The sequence below is a fragment of the Stenotrophomonas sp. Steno-Z4 genome (assembly GCF_056393145.1).
In genome coordinates this window covers 222,933-242,957 of the sequence record NZ_JBWJPC010000005.1, presented here as the reverse complement: position 1 = coordinate 242,957, position 20,025 = coordinate 222,933, and the positions used below count along the sequence as shown (strand labels likewise).

Annotated in this window: 19 protein-coding genes and 1 pseudogene; 12 read left to right on the top strand and 8 right to left on the bottom strand. The window is 68.0% G+C overall.

Annotated features, from left to right (window positions below):
* Positions 1-243, top strand: coding sequence for a hypothetical protein (locus tag AC06E7_RS13670; protein WP_249833745.1), 243 nt, complete (start codon positions 1-3; stop codon positions 241-243).
* Positions 244-350: 107 nt separating this feature from the next.
* Entirely contained in the window at positions 351-1,490 is a 1,140-nt protein-coding gene (locus tag AC06E7_RS13665) for a hypothetical protein (protein WP_478065077.1), read from the top strand.
* Between the two features lie 42 nt (positions 1,491-1,532).
* Here AC06E7_RS13665 and AC06E7_RS13660 read toward each other — a convergent pair whose 3' ends face one another.
* A complete protein-coding gene (locus AC06E7_RS13660; protein WP_336443547.1) occupies positions 1,533-2,309 on the bottom strand; it encodes a DsbC family protein in 777 nt (258 codons plus the stop codon).
* A 168-nt stretch (positions 2,310-2,477) separates the two neighbouring features.
* Between AC06E7_RS13660 and AC06E7_RS13655 the strand changes: the two genes are divergently transcribed.
* Positions 2,478-3,278: a hypothetical protein gene (locus AC06E7_RS13655; protein ID WP_478065076.1), complete on the top strand. Its 801-nt coding sequence runs from the start codon at positions 2,478-2,480 to the stop codon at positions 3,276-3,278.
* A gap of 19 nt (positions 3,279-3,297) precedes the next feature.
* Here AC06E7_RS13655 and xerD read toward each other — a convergent pair whose 3' ends face one another.
* A complete protein-coding gene (gene xerD / locus AC06E7_RS13650; RefSeq protein WP_478065075.1) occupies positions 3,298-4,272 on the bottom strand; it encodes a site-specific tyrosine recombinase XerD in 975 nt (324 codons plus the stop codon).
* Positions 4,273-4,342: 70 nt separating this feature from the next.
* Here xerD and AC06E7_RS13645 point away from each other — a divergent pair, with 70 nt between their 5' ends.
* Positions 4,343-4,816 (top strand): RDD family protein, encoded by a 474-nt coding sequence (locus tag AC06E7_RS13645; protein WP_478065074.1) that lies wholly within the window; start codon positions 4,343-4,345, stop codon positions 4,814-4,816.
* 78 nt (positions 4,817-4,894) lie between these two features.
* On the opposite strand, the gene lptG is transcribed toward AC06E7_RS13645, so the two are convergent.
* Complete coding sequence (gene lptG / locus AC06E7_RS13640) at positions 4,895-6,001, bottom strand: LPS export ABC transporter permease LptG (protein WP_068849135.1); 1,107 nt, start codon at positions 5,999-6,001, stop codon at positions 4,895-4,897.
* Entirely contained in the window at positions 5,998-7,077 is a 1,080-nt protein-coding gene (gene lptF / locus AC06E7_RS13635; protein ID WP_478065073.1) for an LPS export ABC transporter permease LptF, read from the bottom strand. Before lptF ends, lptG begins: the two co-directional genes overlap by 4 nt.
* Positions 7,078-7,181: 104 nt before the next feature.
* Between lptF and AC06E7_RS13630 the strand changes: the two genes are divergently transcribed.
* The 3 genes from AC06E7_RS13630 (at position 7,182) to AC06E7_RS13620 (ending at position 11,983) form a co-directional block, all read left to right on the top strand.
* Complete coding sequence (locus tag AC06E7_RS13630) at positions 7,182-8,672, top strand: leucyl aminopeptidase (RefSeq protein WP_478065072.1); 1,491 nt, start codon at positions 7,182-7,184, stop codon at positions 8,670-8,672.
* The gene (locus AC06E7_RS13625; protein ID WP_184124672.1) at positions 8,659-9,084 is read left to right on the top strand and encodes a DNA polymerase III subunit chi; all 426 of its coding nucleotides are present in this window, start codon (positions 8,659-8,661) and stop codon (positions 9,082-9,084) included. The genes AC06E7_RS13630 and AC06E7_RS13625 overlap by 14 nt, the downstream gene beginning before the upstream one ends.
* 73 nt (positions 9,085-9,157) lie before the next feature.
* Positions 9,158-11,983, top strand: a complete 2,826-nt coding sequence (locus tag AC06E7_RS13620) for a valine--tRNA ligase (RefSeq protein WP_478065071.1) — start codon at positions 9,158-9,160, stop codon at positions 11,981-11,983.
* 69 nt (positions 11,984-12,052) lie between these two features.
* Here AC06E7_RS13620 and rimI read toward each other — a convergent pair whose 3' ends face one another.
* The 3 genes from rimI to pssA are packed head-to-tail and all read right to left on the bottom strand — an operon-like array spanning position 12,053 to position 13,817.
* A complete protein-coding gene (rimI, locus tag AC06E7_RS13615; protein ID WP_068849126.1) occupies positions 12,053-12,550 on the bottom strand; it encodes a ribosomal protein S18-alanine N-acetyltransferase in 498 nt (165 codons plus the stop codon).
* Positions 12,547-12,981 carry a DNA polymerase III subunit psi gene (locus AC06E7_RS13610; RefSeq protein ID WP_217538828.1) on the bottom strand — a complete coding sequence of 145 codons (435 nt, stop codon included), beginning with the start codon at positions 12,979-12,981 and terminating at the stop codon, positions 12,547-12,549. The genes rimI and AC06E7_RS13610 overlap by 4 nt, the downstream gene beginning before the upstream one ends.
* 56 nt (positions 12,982-13,037) lie before the next feature.
* Complete coding sequence (gene pssA, locus AC06E7_RS13605) at positions 13,038-13,817, bottom strand: CDP-diacylglycerol--serine O-phosphatidyltransferase (protein ID WP_068849124.1); 780 nt, start codon at positions 13,815-13,817, stop codon at positions 13,038-13,040.
* Positions 13,818-13,919: 102 nt separating this feature from the next.
* Between pssA and AC06E7_RS13600 the strand changes: the two genes are divergently transcribed.
* From AC06E7_RS13600 to AC06E7_RS13590, 3 genes and pseudogenes are all read left to right on the top strand, one after another.
* On the top strand, positions 13,920-14,300 hold the full coding sequence (locus AC06E7_RS13600) for a DUF4124 domain-containing protein (protein ID WP_068849122.1): 381 nt from the start codon (positions 13,920-13,922) through the stop codon (positions 14,298-14,300).
* A 121-nt stretch (positions 14,301-14,421) separates the two neighbouring features.
* Positions 14,422-16,113: a proline--tRNA ligase gene (locus tag AC06E7_RS13595; protein WP_478065070.1), complete on the top strand. Its 1,692-nt coding sequence runs from the start codon at positions 14,422-14,424 to the stop codon at positions 16,111-16,113.
* A 154-nt stretch (positions 16,114-16,267) separates the two neighbouring features.
* A pseudogene (locus AC06E7_RS13590) lies at positions 16,268-16,639 on the top strand (H-NS histone family protein); the annotation flags it as partial.
* Between the two features lie 100 nt (positions 16,640-16,739).
* On the opposite strand, the gene AC06E7_RS13585 reads toward AC06E7_RS13590, so the two are convergent.
* Positions 16,740-17,999, bottom strand: a complete 1,260-nt coding sequence (locus AC06E7_RS13585) for a threonine/serine exporter family protein (RefSeq protein WP_068849116.1) — start codon at positions 17,997-17,999, stop codon at positions 16,740-16,742.
* Positions 18,000-18,080: 81 nt separating this feature from the next.
* On the opposite strand from AC06E7_RS13585, the gene AC06E7_RS13580 reads away from it, so the two are divergent.
* Together AC06E7_RS13580 and AC06E7_RS13575 are read left to right on the top strand one after the other, a co-directional pair.
* On the top strand, positions 18,081-19,193 hold the full coding sequence (locus AC06E7_RS13580) for an ABC transporter permease (RefSeq protein ID WP_068849114.1): 1,113 nt from the start codon (positions 18,081-18,083) through the stop codon (positions 19,191-19,193).
* Positions 19,193-20,023 (top strand): ABC transporter ATP-binding protein, encoded by an 831-nt coding sequence (locus tag AC06E7_RS13575; protein WP_478065069.1) that lies wholly within the window; start codon positions 19,193-19,195, stop codon positions 20,021-20,023. The genes AC06E7_RS13580 and AC06E7_RS13575 overlap by 1 nt, the downstream gene beginning before the upstream one ends.
* Positions 20,024-20,025: the final 2 nt, after the last annotated feature.

Below are 20,025 nucleotides of genomic sequence, written 5' to 3'. Positions count from 1 at the left end.
GTGACGCTCGGCAGCGTCGCGAACCAGCCCACCCCGCTACGCGATCGGACCAACACCATCGCGGGCTGTCCCGATGCATCTCTCGAAGATGACGCTTGGGGCAGTGACTTCGATGATGTGGCCTACACCGAAACGGAGTTGGCCGAATTCGATGTGCGCTTTGCGCGCGAGGCGCTGGATATAGCCAACGCGCAGCGCCACTGGTTTGCGCCGCCCACGCAGGAAAGGGTCAATCGCGACTGAGGACGACGCAGCCGTGCGCACGCGCACGGGCTTGAGCATTTTCTGAAAGCCGTCGGGGACCGCCATTCAATAATGGCGGTCCTTTCCCTTATGGCGCATTGCATCCCATGCGGACCCCTACCGCCCTGCTGCGCATTTGCGCTTTACTCGGCAACCAGAACGCCAGAGAAAAGGTCTCGATCCGGGATCAGCTCAAGCCACTCACGCTCAAACAGATCCGCAACCACCTGCCCACCGGATGGTCGCGAGCACCCCGCATCGATCCCGGCGTTGTGGTCACCCTTCCCCGCGCCAGGCTCACAGCACTGCCACTTCAGCCGGAGCGGCATGAAGCGCCGCAACAGGTTCAACCGTGCTCCCCAACGTCCGTTTCCAACCGTCTCGCGTGCATCGTCACCACCAAAGGCACCAGCTGGTTGCACCACGGACCGGGCGCGCGCATTCCGGTGCCGAAGAGCGGCAATGAACGTCATCCCCTGGGCTTCGATCAAGCAGGTCTCACCTCCCAACCATCGGTGGCAATGGATGCATTGGATCGACAGGCCGCCGCGCTTGTTCAAGGGGAGAAAGACCTGGGCAGCTTCTTCGGCGAAGTGGATGGGTACGATGCCGAAGCAATCGATGTCGCCAGCCCTCTGACCCTTGCCAACCAGATCGACGATACGACCTCGGCCGACGCCAATGACGCTGAATCACCGTCGTTGCTGAGCGACAGCGATTCAGATGACGAGTGGGATCCAGTCTCGGCTGAGGAACGCATCGCTGCCGACGTGCGGGTCGACAAGGAGACACGCGAAATCGAGGCATTCGAGGCAATGTTGAACGCCTTCAGCGACGACAACGCTGCGCCTGCGGTCGACATACCGCCGCCTCCGCCGCTGCCTCCTGCGACCGGCACTCCCGGTCCGCCATCGCCGCGGCCATCTCCGGGCAGGATGGCACACGCCCTGTTCTCATCCCCTTCCCACGACGATCTGATGGCAGACATGCTCATCGCGGTTGCACAACGCCAGGCGCGCCAGGCGAGCGTGGAAAGCACCGTCTCTAGCGCCGCCAGCCCATCCCCTTCTAGCGCCACCAGCCCTTCCCCGTTGCGGGTCGCTGCAGGCTTGGTCAAGGGCTTCGAGCTGATGACGGACAAGCACAAGGAATCGCTGTCCGGCTACAGCTCCGATTCTGGCCGCGGCAGCCATCTGCTTGATGCAGGCGCGGACTCCGACCACGGCTGGAGCGATTCCGAAGCATGACGATGCGGTTCGCCCCGAGGGTGATCCCGGGGCGGTTGGGGCTCAGTTGGCCTGGCGCTCCAGCGCCTTGAGCAGCTGTGCCGGCGGCACATAGCCGCCCAGCTGGGTCCCGTCGGCGGCGAACACCGCCGGGGTGCCGCTGACGCCCACCTGCTGGCCCAGGTTGTACTGCATCGCCACCGGGCTGGTGCAGTTCTTCGGCGTGACCGGCTGGCCCTGCTTGGCGCTGGTCAGCGCCTTGCGGCGGTCGCTCGCGCACCAGACCGAGATCATGTCGGTGAAGTCCTTGCTGCCCGGGCCCATGCGTGGGAACGCCACGTACTCCACGGTGATACCCATGCGGTTCAGCTCGGGAAGGTCCTGGTGCAGCTTGCGGCAGTACCCGCACTCGATGTCGGTGAACACGGTGAGCGTGTGCTTGGGATTGGCCGCAGCGAACACGATGCGGTCACCGCGCGGCACCTTGTCCAGCAGCTGCTTGCGGTAGGCCAGCAGGCCGGCGCTGCTGGCCGGGGCGCGGTTCTGGATGTCGTACGGCTGGGACTGCATCAGGTAGCGGCCGTCGTCGGACACGTACAGCACCTGCCCGCCCACCAGCACTTCGCGGAAGCCCGGGAACGGGGCCGCGCCGATGTAGTCGGGCTTGAACTTCGGGTCCAGACCGGCCAGCGCGCTGCGCACGGTCTGGTCGGCGTTGGCATTGGCCGGCGCGGCGCTGCTGGCCGGCTGGGCACCCGGCTTGGCGGCCGGCGGCGCCGGCTGGGCGCAGGCGGTCAGGCTGAGCGCGCCGCACAGCGCCACGGTAAGGACTCGAAGCATCTGCAGTTCCACGGTAAAAGGTGCCCGATTCTCGCACAGCCGCTCCCGCGGCGACGTCACGGCGGGCGCCTTCGGCCCGGCTGCGGGTGCGGCGAGGGAATCGTGAAAGCGCTCGTCCACCAGTGCGTTCACGCTCGCTGCCCCTTCGTCCGCCCTGCTCCCTCTCCCGTGCATTCCCTTTCATCGATCACGCTTTCGTTCAAGGCCCATGTCCTGCGCCGCACCTCCGCCCGCGTGGCGCTGGCGGCCGGCTCCCACGACGGCGGGCGATTCCATCGCGCCATGAACAGCATCCAGAACAGCGAAGACCGGCTGTCCGGGCGTTTCTGGAGCGGCGCGCTCAGCGCGCCGAAGCTGGTGGACCGCGCCGCCCACCTGGCCCGGCTGCGCGAGCAGCTCATCCCCTCCCACCACGTCGCCGACCGGATCGAGCGGCTGGAGCAGGTGCTGAACCGGTGTGGCGACCGTCGGCCGCGCTGGGTGTCCAACACCGGGCCCCGCGCGCAGGCCATGCAGGCACTGGTCGCGCCCGATGCGGTGCTCGGTCGCGCGCGCGCTGCACTGGCCGCGCTGTTCTGGCAGGGTGAGCTGACCACGCTCGCCGACTTCCAGGCCGCCTATCAGCGTGCCAACCCACCGGACAGCAATGACCCGGACCGTGCGGCCGACCTGCACCGGGCCGCCATGGAAGAGCTGTACGCACAGGCGCCAGCGGTGGAACACGACGGTCAGAAAGCGCTGCTGTTTTCTTTCGGGGCCCGCGTGGCGCCTCAGCACCGTCCTTCGGTTGTGTCGCTGTCGCCCAGCCGCGCTTCACGCAACGACGCGGTGAACCGGTGGTGGAACACCGCGATGCTGGCCGATGCGTCGGCGGGTTCGGACAGCGACGTCGTGTCCGACGATGGCAGCTGCAGCACCGCCTCCACCGCCTGGGTGGCGATCGGCGAGCCCCGGGAAAGCTACGCCTGAGCGGCAGCGCCGTGCGCCACTACCCTCTGGGATGGTGGCGCGCGTGCAGCTTCTGCAGGTGCTCGCGTGCCACCAGCGTGTAGATCTGGGTGGTGGACAGCGAACTGTGGCCCAGCAGCATCTGCAGCGCGCGCAGGTCGGCGCCACGGTTGAGCAGGTGGGTGGCGAAGCTGTGGCGCAGCCCGTGCGGGCTGATCCGCACCGGGTCGATCCCGGCCAGCGCGGCGTACTTCTTCACCAGTGACCAGAACTGCTGGCGGCTCAGCGGCTGCAGCGAGGGTTCCAGGAACAGCGGCACCTCGCCGTCGCGCGCCGGCACGCTGCGCGTGCCGACCAGCTGCGGCCGCGCTTCGCGCAGGTAGCGCTCCAGCCAGTGCTGGGATTCCTCGCCCAGCGGCACCAGCCGTTCCTTGCTGCCCTTGCCGGTCACCCGCAGCACGCCCTGGCGCAGGTTCACCGCGTTGGCCGGCAGCTCCACCAGCTCGCTTACGCGCAGGCCGGCGGCGTACATCAGCTCGAGCATGGCGCGGTCGCGCAGGCCCAGTGGCTGTTCCACCTCGGGTGCGGCGAGCAGCGCGTCGATCTGGCTCTCGGCCAGCGCCTTGGGCAGCAATCGTGGCAACCGGGGCGGATCAAGCAGGGCGCTGGGGTCTTCGCTGCGCTGCCCGCGCCGCACTGCATCGGCGAAGAACGCGCGCAGCGCCGACAGCAGCCGCGCGTTGCTGCGCGGCGACCAGCCGTGGCGCGCGCGCCAGGCCAGGTAGTCGAACAGGCCGGCGCGGTCGATCCCGGCCAGCCCGTTGCCGGCGCCGTCGCGCCAGCGCGCCAGCCCTTCCAGGTCGCGCCGGTAGCTGTCCAGGCTGGCCCGGGCCAGGCCCTGCTCGGCCCAGACCGCGTCGAGGAAACGCTGGATGTGCGCGTTGTCGTCAGCGCGCAGTTCGGGCAGATGCTGCACCAGCTGGCGGCGCGCGGCGGGGGTGGCGGTGTCGGACATGCCCACAGGATACGGAGACGGGGCCGCGCCGGCCATCCACAGCGGACGCCGGCGCGGGTATGCTCGGCGCATGAGCGCACCTACCGCTGTGGCCACGGATACCGCCCGCCCTGCATCGCTGCTGGTGTGGCGGCTGCTGTCGCTGCTGTACGACTTCTTCCCGGCGCTGGCGCTGTGGATGCTGGTCGGCGCGCTGTTCACCGCCGGCTACGCGGCCGGCCACGCCGCGCGCGACAACATCGCGCCGTTCAGTGCGCTGCAGTGGGTGCTGTGGGGGTGTTGCTGGGTCGTGACCGGCGTATATGCGGTCGAGAGCTGGCGGCGCGGCGGCCAGACGTTGGGCATGCGGCCGTGGCGCTTGCAGGTGGTGGGCGCCGATGGCACCGCGCCCACGCGGCGCCAGCTGTGGCTGCGGTATGCGGTGGGCACGCTCTCGGTGCTGCTGGGCGGCCTGGGGCTGTGGTGGGCGTTGATCGACCGCCAGCGCCTGACGTGGCATGACCGGGCGAGTGGTACACGACTGGTGCGACTGCCAACGCGGTAGGTACCGACCGTTGGTCGGTACGGATAATGCCGCAACGACCAACGGTCGTTGCCTACCTTCGGGCTGACCCGGCCCGGGTCAGCCGGATTTTCGGCGGAACAGCATGCCCGATACCACCAGCATCACGATCGGCGGCAGTGCGTACGCGATGCGGTAATCGAACTTCAGCGCGCCAGCCATGCGCCCGAAGAACAGCTGCAGCAGCCAGAAGCCCAGCGCGAACAGGATGCCCAGGAACAGGCGCTTGCCCATGCCGCCGCTGCGCAGCGAACCAAATGCGAACGGGACGGCGGCCAGGCACAGCGCCAGCACGTTGAGCGGGTAGAACCAGCGGCTCCAGTAGATGTCCTCGTAATCGCGCGCGTCCAGCCCGTTGCGCTTGCGGTACTCGATGCTGGTGCGCAGGTCGCGCGCGGCCAGGTTGCGCGGCTTGGAGAAACCGGCGGCCAGCGCGCCCGCATCCAGCTTGGAATCCCACTTTTCGGTGTCCACGGTGGTACGGGTGGCCGAACGCTCGCCGAAGGTATCGCGGCGCACCTTGTTCAAGGTCCAGCCGTCGGCCGTGTGCTCGACCGTGCCGGCATGGGTCACCGACGCTATGTTTCCGTCCGTTGCGATCTGGTAAAGGCGCACGTCGCTGAGCACCAGCCGCGTGCCGCCACCGGGGAGCAGCTGCTCCTCGCCACTGGTCGCGGTAAGGAAGGTGTCGCCTTCACGTACCCAGATGCCCGCGTACCGCGACGCAGACAGGTTCTGCCCCGACTTCGCACTGGCCCGGATGCTGTCGGAGCGGTTCTGCGCCCACGGTGCCAGCGTCTCGCCGTTCACCACCATCACCGCCGTCATCAGCGACAACGCGATCGCCACCGAGGCACTGAGCCGCTTGCGCGACAGCCCCAGCGCGCGCAGCGCGGTGAGCTCGGACGTGGCGGCCATCTGGCCCAGCCCCATCAGCGCACCGATCACCGCTGCGGTCGGGAAGAACGTGTAGGCCCGGCGCGGCACGGTGTACAGCACCGAGGCCGCCGCATGGCCGAGCGTATAGCCGCCCTTGCCCACGTCCTTGAACTCGCCGGAGAACGCCATCACCACGTCCAGGCCGACCAGCACGGCCCAGGTCAACAGCACCGTGCCGAACACCGCCCGGCCCAGGTAGAAATCAAACCGCATCGGGTGGAGCTTCATGCGGTCCTCCGCGGGCGCGAGAGCTTGCCGTCGCGCAGGTACATCCAGATGGCCAGCGCCAGCAACGGCAGGCTCAACCACCACAACCCCACTGTCGCCGGCACCTTGCCGTCCGCGATCCAACGGGTACCAATGAACATCAGGTTCATGCCGACCATGTAGGCAAGGAAGGCGAACATCATCCTGCCGTACCGCTGCTGGCGCGGCGAACTGCGCGCCAGGGGCAGGGTCATCAACGCAAACGCCAGGGCGATCAGCGGAGGGGTGATGCGCGAGTGCAGCTGCGCCTGGGCTTCCGGCCGGGGGTCGCCGAACAACCGGCCGGTCGGCAGCAGCTCGGGGTCGTTGTCGTCGCGGGTGATGGCGCCATCGGGCAGCGCAACGTCGTTGCGGACGAAGGTCATCAGCCGGTAATCCAGCGCGCCGTTGGCCGGGCCCTCGATCTGGTGGCCGTCATTGAGCTGCAGGTAGCGCTGGCGGTCGCCCTCGAAGAACATCTTGCCGGTCGCGGCCGACATCACCTCGATACGGTCGCCGCGGCTGCGCTGGACGAAGATCCGCCCCAGCCCGCTGCCGTCGGCCGACACCGAGGACAGGTAGACCACCCCCCCATTGGACAGCATGGTGAACTTGCCCGACTCCAGCCCGGCCATGACCAGGCTCTTGTTGGCGTCCTCAACCATCTGCTCACTGGTCCGGTCGGCCCACGGGCCCAGCCACAGCGAGCACAGGGCGATCAGCCCGACCACCGGCAGCACCAGCATCAGCACCGGCCGCAGCAGCCGCTTGGGCCCCACGCCAATGGCGGTCAGCACCGCCATTTCCGAATCCCGGTACAGCCGCGCGGTGGCCAGCAGCAGGCCCAGCATCAGCGCCAGCGGCAGGATCAGCGGCATGTAGACGATGAACTGCAGGCCCAGCTGGGAGAACAGCAGGCGGGCAGGCAGGCGGCCGTCGGCGATGTTGCCGAGGATGTCCACCAACACGCCGCCCACGCTCACTACCAGCAATACGATCAGGGTGGCCAGAAAACTCTGGACGAAATCACGCAGGAGATAGCGATCGAGCTTCGACATGGGGCGGTGGTTTAAACTCTCGGATTCGTTCGCGTGGCTGCCCAGTCTACTGACGGGACGTAAACAGTTCGCGATTGTACGTTTTTGCCAACGGAATCTGATCAATGGCCCTGGAATTCACCCTGAACCACGCTGCCCCGGCCTCGGCCGAGGTCCATTGCGTCATCGTTGGCGCCTATGCCGACCAGACCCTGAGCCCGGCGGCACAGGCCCTGGACGCCGCGTCGGGCGGCCGTCTGACCGCCCTGGTCGCCCGCGGCGATGTCAGCGGCAAGACCGGCGCCACCACCCTGCTGCATGACGTGCCCGGCGTGAAGGCCCCGCGCGTGCTGGTGGTCGGGCTGGGCGAGCCGGCCAAGTTCGGCGTGCCGCAGTACCTCAAGGCGGTGGGCGATGCCAGCCGCGCGCTGAAGACCGGGGTCATCCGCCATGCGCTGTTCACCCTGGCCGAGATCGAGGTCAAGGGCCGCGATGCCGCCTGGAACATCCGCCAGGCCGTGATCAGCGCCGACCACGCCGCTTATCGGTACACCGCCACCCTGGGCACCAAGAAGGCCGAGGCCCCGGGCCTGGCCACGCTGGCCATCGCCGGCACCGACAGCCAGGCGCTGACCCAGGGCCAGGCCATCGCCGCCGGCGTGCAGCACGCCCGCGAGCTGGGCAACCTGCCGCCGAACCTGTGCACCCCGGCCTACCTGGCCGAATCCTCGGTGGCCTTCGCCCAGGCCCATGCCGGTGCCGAAGCGGAGATCCTGGACGAGACCCAGATGGAAGCGCTCGGCATGGGTTCGCTGCTGGCCGTGGCCCGTGGCTCGGCCAACCGCCCACGCCTGGTGGTGCTGAAGTGGAACAACGGCGGCGACGCCAAGCCGTACGTGCTGGTCGGCAAGGGCATCACCTTCGATACCGGCGGCGTGAACCTGAAGACCCAGGGCGGCATCGAAGAGATGAAGTACGACATGTGCGGTGGCGCCAATGTCATCGGCACCTTCGTCGCGGCGGTCACCGCCAAGCTGCCGCTGAACCTGGTGGTGGTGGTCCCGGCGGTGGAGAACGCCATCGACGGCAACGCTTACCGCCCGTCCGACGTGATCACCTCGATGTCGGGCAAGACCATTGAAGTGGGCAACACCGATGCCGAAGGCCGCCTGATCCTGTGCGACGCGCTGACCTACGCGCAGCGCTTCGAGCCGGCCGCGCTGGTCGACGTGGCCACCCTGACCGGTGCCTGCCTGGTCGCCCTGGGCCACCAGACCGCCGGCCTGATGACCAAGCACGACGACCTGGCCAATGAGCTGCTGGCCGCCGGCGAACACGTGTTCGACCGCGCCTGGCGCCTGCCGCTGTGGGACGAATACCAGCCGATGCTGGATTCGAGCTTCGCCGACGTCTACAACATCGGCGGCCGCTGGGCCGGCGCGATCACCGCCGGCTGCTTCCTGTCGCGCTTCACCGAAGGCCAGCGCTGGGCGCACCTGGACATCGCCGGCGTGGCCAGCGACGAAGGCAAGCGCGGCATGGCCACCGGCCGCCCGGTCGGCCTGCTGACCCAGTGGCTGCTCGACCAGGTCGGCCACACCCATGTCGCGGGCTGATTTCTACCTGATCGCCAAGCCGCGGTTCCTGACCGAACCGCTGCGGCTGGTCTGCGAACTGGCCCGCAAGGCCAACGACGCGGGGCTGTCCACCCTGGTGCTGGCGCGCGACCAGGCCCAGGCCGAGGAACTGGACGAGCTGTTGTGGTCATTCGACGACGATGCCTACATCCCGCACCAGATCGCCGGCGAAGACGCGGACGAGGAAGAAGCGCTGGTGCTGATCGCCGCGCCGGGTACCGATGCCGCCTCGCGCCCGCTGGTGATCAACCTGCGCGACGACCCCTACCTGGGCGCCTGCGACCGGGTGCTGGAAGTGGTGCCGGCCGACCCCGAAGCCCGCGAGCCGCTGCGCGAGCGCTGGCGCCAGTACAAGGCGCTGGATTTCGACCTGAACAAGTACGACATGTAAGCCCGGCCCGGCACCCTTGATCGGTGCCGCCGGTGCCCTGATCCTTTACCGATTGCCTCCTGGTTGCCCCCGCATGACCCAACTTGCCTCCAGCTACGACCCCAAGACCTTCGAAACGGAGCTGTACGACTCCTGGGAGAAGGCCGGGCACTTCAAGCCGTCCGGCAAGGGCGAGCCGTACACCATCCTGCTGCCGCCGCCGAACGTGACCGGCACGCTGCACATGGGCCATGCCTTCCAGCAGACCCTGATGGATGCGCTGGTGCGCTACCACCGCATGCGCGGCTACGACACGTTGTGGCAGGTGGGTACCGACCACGCCGGCATCGCCACCGAAATGGTGGTGTCGCGCAACCTGGCGCTGGCCGGCAACGGCGAGAGCCGCGATTCGCTGGGCCGCGACGGGTTCATCGAGAAGGTGTGGGAGTGGAAGGCGCAGTCGGGCGACATCATCGAGCGCCAGATGCGCCGCATGGGCACCTCGGCGGACTGGTCGCGCAGCACCTTCACCATGGACCCGCAACCGTCCGAAGCGGTGGTCGAAGCGTTCCTGCGCTGGCATGAGCAGGGCCTGATCTACCGTGGCCAGCGCCTGGTCAACTGGGACCCGGTGCTGAAGACCGCCATTTCCGACCTGGAAGTGGAAAGCGTGGAGGAAGACGGCTTCCTGTGGTCGATCGCCTACGCGCTGGAAGACGGCGCCAGCTACGAGCATGTCGAGCGCGACGTCGACGGCAACGAGACCCTGCGCGAAACCCGCCCGTATCTCGTCGTGGCCACCACCCGCCCGGAAACCCTGCTGGGCGATACGGCGGTGATGGTGCACCCGGAAGACGAGCGCTACGCGCACCTGATCGGCCGCAGCGTCACCCTGCCGCTGACCGGGCGCAGCGTGCCGGTGATCGCCGATGACTATGTAGACCGCGCGTTCGGTACCGGCGTGGTCAAGGTCACCCCGGCGCACGACTTCAACGACTACCAGGTCGGCCTGCGCCACAACCTGCCGATGATCAACCTGTTCACCCCGGTGGCGGCGATCAACGACAACGCCCCGGAAAAGTACCGCGGGCTGGACCGCTACGAAGCGCGCAAGGTCATCCTGGCCGAACTGGAAGAACTGGGCATCCTGGTCGAGACCAAGGCGCACAAGCTGCAGGTGCCGCGCGGCGACCGCACCCAGCAGGTGATCGAGCCCTACCTGACCGACCAGTGGTTCGTGAAGATGGACGCGCTGGCCCAGCGCGGCCTGGAACTGGTCGAAAACGGGTCCATCCAGTTCGTCCCGGCCAACTGGATCAACACGTACCGCCACTGGATGGAAAACATCCAGGACTGGTGCATCAGCCGCCAGCTGTGGTGGGGCCACCGCATTCCGGCGTGGTTCGACGCGGCCGGCACCTGCTACGTGGGCCGCGATGAAGCGGACGCGCGCGCGCGCGCCGGGCTGGGGGCCGATGTGGTGCTCACCCAGGACAGCGACGTGCTGGAAACCTGGTTCTCCTCGCAGCTGTGGCCGTTCTCCACCCTGGGCTGGCCGAACGAACAGGCGATGGCCGAGCGCGGTTTCGAGCGCTACCTGCCGTCGTCGGTGCTGATCACCGGGTTCGACATCATCTTCTTCTGGGTGGCCCGCATGATCATGGCCACCGACAGCTTCACCGGGAAGATCCCGTTCAAGGACGTCTACATCACCGGCCTGATCCGCGATGCGCAGGGCCAGAAGATGTCCAAGTCCAAGGGCAACGTGCTCGACCCGCTGGACATCATCGACGGCATCTCCATCGACGACCTGGTCGCCAAGCGCACCACCGGGCTGATGAAGCCCAAGGACGCGCCGAAGATCGAGAAGCAGACCCGCAAGGATTTCCCGGACGGCATCATTGCCCACGGTGCCGACGCGCTGCGCTTCACCATCGCCGCGCTGGCCACCCACGGCCGCGACATCAAGTTCGACATGAGCCGCGCCGAGGGCTACAAGAACTTCTGCAACAAGCTGTGGAACGCCAGCCGCTTCACCCTGATGAACACCGAAGGCGCGCAGTTCAACGGCGTGCCGCAGCCGCGCACCGACGCCGAGCGCTGGATCCTGGCGCGCCTGGCGGCGGTGTCGGCCGAGGCGCAGGCGCATTACGCCAACTACCGCTTCGACCTGCTCGCGCAGGCGCTGTACGAGTTCGCCTGGAACGAGTTCTGTGACTGGTTCCTGGAGCTGACCAAGCCGGCGCTCAACGGCGACAACGCCGACGACGCGGCCAGCACCCGCCACACCCTGCTGTACGTGCTGGAAGCGCTGCTGCGCCTGCTGCACCCGTTGACCCCGTTCGTGACCGAACAGCTGTGGCGCCAGGTGGCGCCGCGCCTGGGTCTGGACGGCGACACCATCTCGCTGCGCGCCTATCCCACCGCGGAGGAGTTCGCCGGCGATTACGCGCGTGCCGAGGCCGACGTGGAGTGGCTGAAGTCGATGGTCAGCGCGCTGCGCCGCGTGCGCAGCGAACTGAACGTGCCGCCGGCCAAGCAGGTGAGCCTGCTGCTGCAGGGTGGCAACGAGGACGACCGCAACCGCGTGGCCCGCTTCACCTCGTCGCTGTCGTTCCTGCTCAAGCTGGAACGCATCGAATGGCTGGGCGGCGATGCGGACACCCCGCCGGCCGCCACCGCCATCGTGGGCGAGCTGAAGCTGCTGGTGCCGCTGGAAGGCCTGGTCGACCTGGGCGCCGAACGCGCCCGGTTGGACAAGGAAATCGCGCGGGTGGAGGCGGAGAAGGAAAAGAGCGCCACCAAGCTGTCCAGGTTCACCGACAAGGTGCCGGCGGCGGTGATCGAACAGGAGCGCGTGCGCCTGGTCGACTGGACGGCGCAGCTGGAAGGCCTGGTCGCGCAGCGCGCGAAGCTGTAACGGGTTGGAGCGTGGCGACCAACGGTCGCCACCTACCGCGGTTCGCAGCCACGCAGGGCGTGGCGGCACTTACAACGGCGGCATCGTCTGGATGTCGTCGTCTACCAGTTCGATCGCCATCACCAGCGCGTCCTCGCGCCCATCGCGCGCGGGGTAATAGCGTGGGCGCCGGCCGATCTCGTTGAAGCCTTCGCTGTGGTACAGCGCCACCGCCGGGGTGTTGGACGGGCGCACTTCCAGGAACACCCGGTGGGCGCCATGCTCGCGCGCCAGCTTCACCAGCGCGCGGAACAGCCGCCGGCCCAGGCCACGGGTCTGGCAGGCCGGATCGATGCAGACATTGAGCACGTGCGCTTCGTCGGCGGCGATGCTCAGCACCCCATACCCCACCAGCACGCCGTCGTCGTCCAGCGCCAAGGCCGGATAACCGGCGCGCAGGCAATCGACGAAGATGCCGCGCGTCCACGGGAACGGATACCCGCGCAGCTCGATTTCCATCACCGCATCCAGGTCGACCTCGCGCAGCGCGCGCAGCCTCATCGGCCGCGGCGAACTGACCGCGCTCACCCGCGGCCCCGCTTGCGCAGTGCCCTCAACTGCGGCCACAACGCGCGCTTGGCGGCGGCATTGCCGCGCAGTTCGTCCAGGTTCCAGCCGGCCATCAGCGCCTGGGTGTCCGGATCATTGGGGTTGCAGCCCGAGGCGCGCAGCAGCGCGATCTGCAGCGGCGGCGGCATACGGACGGCGGGACGGCGGGCACCGGCGCGCACGGGCGCGGCAGGCGCTTCGGCAGCGGGCGCGGTGCGGCGCCGGGGGGCGGGAGCATCGTCGCTGGGCGCGTTGCCGCGCGCTGGCGGGGGTGCGTCTTCCATGCGCGACGGTGCGTCGCGCCGTGGGGCGGGCGGGAGTGCCTGGTCGGCGGCGGGTGCCGCGGCGAGTTCGATCTGCGCGTCCGGCGCCGGTTCAACATTGCCGTCCACGAACACCGTGTAGCCCATCGCCTGCAGCCAGGACTGCTGCGCCGGGGTCCACAGTGACGGGTCGGCCGGGCTGCTCACGCGCCGGGCTCGGCCGTCTTGCGGGTACGCTGCCACAGCCAGCTGACCGGCCCGGACAGCGCGTAGATCACGCCGACCGCGAACAGCACGCGCGGCAGGTCGATGACCATGATGGCAATGGCGATCGGCACCAGCGCCAGCGCCAGGAACGGCACGCGATCGGCACGCGGGCCTTTCTCGCCGCTGCCCTTGAAGCTCCAGAAGCGGATCCGGCTCACCATCAGCAGCGCTGCCACCAGGGTCACGGCCAGCGCCACGTAGCGCAGCTCATTGCCATCCCAGCCCAGCTGGCCATCGGCGAAGGCCCACACGAACGACATCATCAGTCCGGCCGCGGCCGGGCTGGCCAGGCCGATGAACCAGCGCTTGTCGACCACGCTGACCTGCGTATTGAAGCGGGCCAGGCGCAGCGCCGCGCATGCGGCATACAGGAACGCCACCGCCCAGCCGACCCGGCCCAGGACGGGGTCGTCGAATTTCAGCCACGACAGCGACCAGTGGTACATCACCAGCGCCGGGGCCATGCCGAAGCTGACCAGGTCGGCCAGCGAGTCGTACTGCACGCCGAACTCGCTGCTGGTCCCGGTCAGGCGCGCCACCCGGCCATCCAGGCCGTCCATCACCGCCGCCACGAACACGGCGATGGCGGCATTGACGAAATCGCCGTTGGCCGCCGCGATGATCGCGTAGAACCCGGCGAACAGGCCGGCGGTAGTGAACAGGTTGGGCAGCAAATAAATGCTGCGCGAGCGCGGCGGGGGTTTCATCTGATCCATGCCCGCCAGTTTAGTGGCTGCGGCCCGGTTTGGGGGGAGGCTTGCCAGCACGGGGCGGGAATGCTGCAATCGCGCCTCTGTCCCCCGCTGCCCGGAGTTGCCATGCGTGCCCTGCCCCTCGTGTGCTGCCTGCTGCTGCTTGCCAGCGCTTCGGCCAGCGCCGGAACCGTCTACAAATGGAAGGACGCCAACGGCGTGACCCAGTATTCGGAGAAGCCGCCCACCGGCCAGAAGGCCGAAGAGCGCAAGATCCAGACCCGCGACCCGGCCGGCCGCACTGCGGCAGCCGAGCCCGCCGCCGCCGAATCGGCCGACTGCACCACCGCCCGCACCAACCTGTCCCTGCTCAACGGCAAGGGCGCGGTACTGCAGGACACCAATGGCGACGGCAAGCCGGATACCCCGCTGGATGACGGCCAGCGCGAAGCGCAGAAGACCTTGGCCGAAGCCGGCATCAAGGCGTACTGCAAGCCTGCGGCCTGACCGGTCTCCCCCCGACCAACGGTCGGGGGCTACCGGAGGGGCGGTGGAATTGCGGCGGATTGGGCACGTCGCCGGCCGGGCTGGCAGAATATTGCCTCCCAGCCGTTCAGCGAAGCCGACGATGCGCCTCTCCCAGTTCCACCTGCACACCACCAAGGAAACCCCCGGCGACGCCGAGCTGACCAGCCACCGGCTGATGCTGCGCGCGGGCATGATCCGCAAGCTCGCCTCGGGGCTGTATATCTGGTCGCCGCTGGGCCTGCGCGTGCTGCGCAAGGTCGAGCGCATCGTGCGCGAGGAAATGGAGCGTGCCGGCGCCATTGAGTTCCAGGTGCCGACCATCCAGCCCAAGGACCTGTGGGAGGCCACCGGGCGCTGGGAAAAGTTCGGCCCGCAGCTGCTCAAGATCAAGGACCGCAAGGAGCAGGTGTTCTGCTACAGCCCCACCGCTGAAGAGGCCGCCGCCGATTTCGCGCGCCAGGAACTGAACAGCTACAAGCAGCTGCCGGTGAATTTCTTCCAGATCCAGACCAAGTTCCGCGACGAGATCCGCCCGCGCTTCGGCGTGATGCGCGCGCGCGAGTTCCTGATGAAGGATGCCTATTCCTTCCACCTGGACGACGCCTGCCTGGTACGCGAATACGAGAACATGAAGGCGGCGTACGCCCGCGTGTTCACCCGCCTGGGCCTGGACTTCCGCATGGTGCAGGCCGATTCCGGCGCGATCGGCGGCGACGCCTCGCAGGAATTCCACGTCATCGCTGATTCCGGCGAAGACGCGCTGGTGTTCTCCACCGGCTCCGATTACGCGGCCAACATGGAAGCCGCCGTCGCCGCTGCCCCGGGCCCGCGCCCGGCCGCCAGCGAAGCGCTGCGCAAGGTCGACACCCCCACCCAGAAAACCTGCGAGGCGGTCGCCGCCCTGCTCGGCCTGGGCCTGGAGCGTACCGTCAAGTCGATCGCGATCATGACCGAAGCCGGCTTCGTGCTGGCGCTGGTGCGCGGCGACCACGACGTCAACGAGATCAAGCTGGGCAAGGTCCAGGGCCTGCAGGGCTACCGCATGGCCGGTGAGGCGGAAATCGCCACGCACCTCGGCAGCGAACCGGGCTTCCTGGGCCCGCTCAATCCGGCCAAGCCGATCCGCATCGTGGCCGATCGCGACGTCGCCGCGATGGCCGATTTCGTCATCGGCGCCAACGAAGCCGGTTTCCATATTGCCGGCGTCAACTGGGGCCGTGACCTGCCCGAGCCGGAAGTGGCCGACATCCGCAATGCGAAGGAAGGCGACCGTGCCGCCGATGGTGGCGAACTGCGCGTGGCACGCGGTATCGAAGTAGGCCACGTGTTCCAGCTCGGCCGCCAGTATGCGCAGGCGTTGAATGCCACCGTGCTGGACGAAAACGGCAAGGCCGCGGTGATGGCGATGGGCTGCTACGGCATCGGCATCTCGCGCATCGTTGCCGCGGCGATCGAACAGAACCATGACGATGCCGGCATTATCTGGCCCGACGCGATGGCGCCGTGGCAGGTGGTGGTGTGCGTGATCAACCCCAAGCAGGACGACGCCGTGGCCAGTGCCGCTGCCGAACTGCTGGCCGAGCTGCAGGCCGCCGGCCTGGATGCCGCACTGGACGACCGCGGGCTGCGCCCGGGGTCGATGTTCGCCGACATGGAACTGATCGGCGTGCCGCACCGGGTGGTGGTGTCCGAACGCGGCCTGGCCGCCGGTACGTTCGAGTACCGCGCGCGCAGTGCCAGCGAAGCGGAGAGCCTGGACCGCGACGCGCTGATGGCCAGGCTGACGAAGTGATGACAGTGCCGGGTGGGATATCCCGGCATTTTATTGTCCCGTTTCCATTGATTATTTCTGCGCGCTGTGCATCTTCGAAATGAGAATGTATGCTGTTGCCGCGCCAAGGACTGGCTCAACCCCGTCCTTCTATTTTTAGATTCCGGAGCAGTTGATGAGTATTGACCTGAGTGGTTTGTCCGCCAAAGAGCTGGGCGCCCTGATCAAGAACGCCAAGAAGCAGCAGACGATCGTCGCCAAGCGCCCGGCCATCACCAAGGTCCGCGCACAGCTGACCAAGTTGGCCAAGGCAAACGGATACACCCTGGAAGAAGTGGCGGGCGTTGTCGCCCCCACCCGCGGCCGCGCCAGCAAGGCCGCCGGCGCAGCACCGGCCAAGGCCGTGCGCAAGCTGGGCAAGGTTGCCCCGAAGTACCGCAACCCGGCCAACCCGAAGGAAACCTGGACCGGACGTGGCAAGCAGCCGCGCTGGCTGGCCGCGCACACCACCAAGGGCAAGAAGCTGGAAGATTTCCTGATCAAGAAGTAAGCGATGCGCCGATGGCGCGCGCATTGAAACGCCGGCCGGGATGGCTGGCGTTTTTTTTTGGGGTTACGTGAGCAGGCCTTCGGAAACTCTCAGAAACTCACAGATTCTTTCGCGCCGGCACCAGCAGGTTGCCGAACAATAATCCCGCCACGAGTGCCATTACCACGTTGAGCACGGTCATCAGTACGGTCTGGCCGGCACTCATGTCCTGCTGCTGCACCAACGTGAGCACGCCGCGCAGGCTGGTGCTGCCGGGCACCAGCATGATGATGCCGGGCAGGCGGATGATTGCGCCCGGTCGCTGCACCAGGCGGCCGAACAGGTTGCCTGCGGCGGTCATCACCATCGCCGACATGAAGATGCCGGCCGGCAGGCCCCACGCCTGGCCGGCAAACTTGGAGATCGCATAGCCGGCCACCGAGGCCGCGATCACCCACGGGTAATCGCGGCGGTGGGCCTTGAACAGCATCGCGAACGCGAACGCCGCGATCAGCAGCGCGCTCCATTCCACCCAGTCGGCCTGCGGGCGCGATGCGCGCACCACCGGGTCCAGCCCGATGATGCCCGACAGCGTCACCGCGATCACCGCGCCGACGGTGAGCTTGAGGATGGTGGTGATGGCGCCGGCAAACCGCGCGGTGCCCGATACCCAGTGCTGGCTGGCCAGTTCGTTGACCGCGTTGGTGAGCGACATGCCGGGCAGCATCACCACCAGCGACGCGATGATGACGGTATTGAGGTTGAGCGCGCCCACGAACGAGGCCACCAGCGCCGCCACCGTACCGGCCAGCAGTGCCGCCAATGCCTCGCTGGCTTCGCGGCTGGCCGGGCGGCGGTCGGTGACCAGCGTCATCAGCCCGATCAGCAACCCGATCACCCCGGCGGTGGCGATATCCAGCCACGGCAGTTTCCACAGCCCGGCCACGCCGGCCGCGCCCAGGCTGTAGGACAGGATCATGCGGATCTTGCCGCGCCGGCCCGGGTCCTTGTCCAGCTGCCGCAGTGCGGTATGGCCCTGGGCGATGCTCATGGTGCCGTTGGCCACCGCTTCGGTGATCTGGTCGGCGATGCTGAGCTTGTGCAGGTCGTTTTCGCCCGGTGCCAGCCGGATAACGCGCGTGATGTCCGATGAACCGATGGCCTTGGTCGGGTCGCTGAAGCTCAGGATCAGCCCGGTCGGGTTCGACCACGGCTCGCAGTCCAGGTCCAGCCGCTGCGACAGCGCAACCACCGCCGCCTCCAGCCGCTGGGCCGTGGTGCCGTAGCTGTGCAGCCGTCCGGCGATCTCGGATACGAAGGCCACCCGCTGTGCGTAGGTGGCCGGAGGGGTGGCAATGGCGGGTGCGTCGGCAGACATGCGGCGTAGTATTACCCGATGTCGGGGCGCACACACACTTGGCATCCACGCAGACAGGTTATGCTGCGTGGAGGACGCCCCATGACGCCAGACCAGACTCCCAAACTTGAACAGGATCCACAGGACCCCGGTCTCATCCGGTTGTCCGGGCAGTGGACCTTGCGCACCGCGCTGGACGCGGCCGAAGTGCTGCGCGCGGCACCGGAAAAAGTCACCGGCATCGATGCCAGCGGCATCACCCAGCTGGATTCGGCTGGCGTGCTGCAGGTACTGCGCGTGGCCCATCGTGCCGACCTGGCCGAGGATGCACTGACCTTCCGCGAGGACCACCGCGCGCTGGTGTGCACCATCGAAGAAGTGGCCGACGACCGCCCCAAGGCCAAGCGCGACTTCGGCGTGCTGGCCGCGCTGGAGCGGCTGGGTCGCAGCGTGCATGCCACCGGCCACAACATCGTGGCGCTGGCCAGCTTCCTGGGCGAGAACCTGGTCAAGGGCGGCCGCCTGCTGCGCGAGCCGCGCCGTTTCCGACTTACCGCCACCGTGCACCACATGGAGCAGGTGGGGCTGGATGCGGTGCCGCTGGTGGCGCTGCTGTCCTACCTGGTGGGTGCGGTGATCGCGTTCCTGGGCTCGACCATCCTGCGTGACTTCGGCGCCGAGATCTACGTGGTGGAGCTGGTCAGCATCGCCTTCCTGCGCGAATTCGCGGTGCTGCTTACCGCGATCGTGCTGGCCGGCCGCACCGCCAGCGCGTTCACCGCGCAGATCGGCTCGATGAAGGCGCGCGAGGAAATCGACGCCATCCAGACCCTGGGCCTGGACCCGGTCGACCTGCTGGTGCTGCCGCGCCTGATCGCGCTGCTGATCACCCTGCCGCTGCTGACCTTCGTGGCGATGATCGCCGGCCTGGCCGGTGGCGTCACCGTGGGCGCGTTCGACCTGGATATTCCGCCGCAGATGTACCTGGCGCGCCTGCACGACACCATCGAAGTGCGGCACATGCTGGTGGGCCTGTCCAAAGCGCCGGTGTTCGCCGCCGTGATCGGCCTGATCGGCTGCCTGGAAGGGCTGAAGGTGGAAGGCACCGCGCAGTCGGTGGGTGAGCGCACCACTTCCAGCGTGGTGCAGACCATCTCGCTGGTGATCATCATCGACGCGTTCGCCGCGTTGTGGTTCATGCACATGGATTGGTGATGACGACCACAGCCGCCCCTGATGAAGACACCCGCGTGGACCTGGCCGATGAAGACGGCCTGGCGATCCGCGTGCGTGGGCTGACCAACCGCTTCGGCAGCCAGACCGTGCATGACGGGCTCGACCTGGAGGTGCGCCGCGGCGAGATCCTGGGCGTGGTGGGCGGTTCGGGTACCGGCAAGTCGGTGCTGATGCGCAGCATCCTGGGCCTGCGCCATCCCGATGCCGGCGAGATCGAGGTGCTGGGCGTGGATGCGCGCTCGGACAACCGCGCCGACCGCCTGCACATCGAACGCAACACCGGCGTGCTGTTCCAGGATGGCGCGCTGTTCTCGTCCATGACCGTGGGCGAGAACGTGCAGGTGCCGCTGAAGGAACACCACGGCGAACTGCCCGAGCGCTGGCACTACGAACTGGCCCTGCTGAAGGTGAAGCTGGCCGGCCTGCCGGCCGACGCGATCAACAAGCTGCCCTCGCAGCTCTCCGGCGGCATGCGCAAGCGCGCCGGCCTGGCGCGCGCGCTGGCGCTGGACCCGCCCCTGCTGTTCCTGGACGAGCCCACCGCCGGGCTGGACCCGATCGGCGCGGCCGCCTTCGACCGCCTGATCAAGACCCTGCAGGAAGCGCTGGGCCTGACCGTGCTGCTGATCACCCATGACCTGGACACCCTGTATGCGATCTGCGACCGGGTGGCGGTGCTGGCCGACCACAAGGTGATCGCCAACGCACCGTTGCATGAGATCGAACAACTGGAGCATCCGTGGATCCAGGAATATTTCCACGGACCGCGTGCGCGTGCTGCACGCGCTGCCAAGCAGAAGAGCGAGTAAGC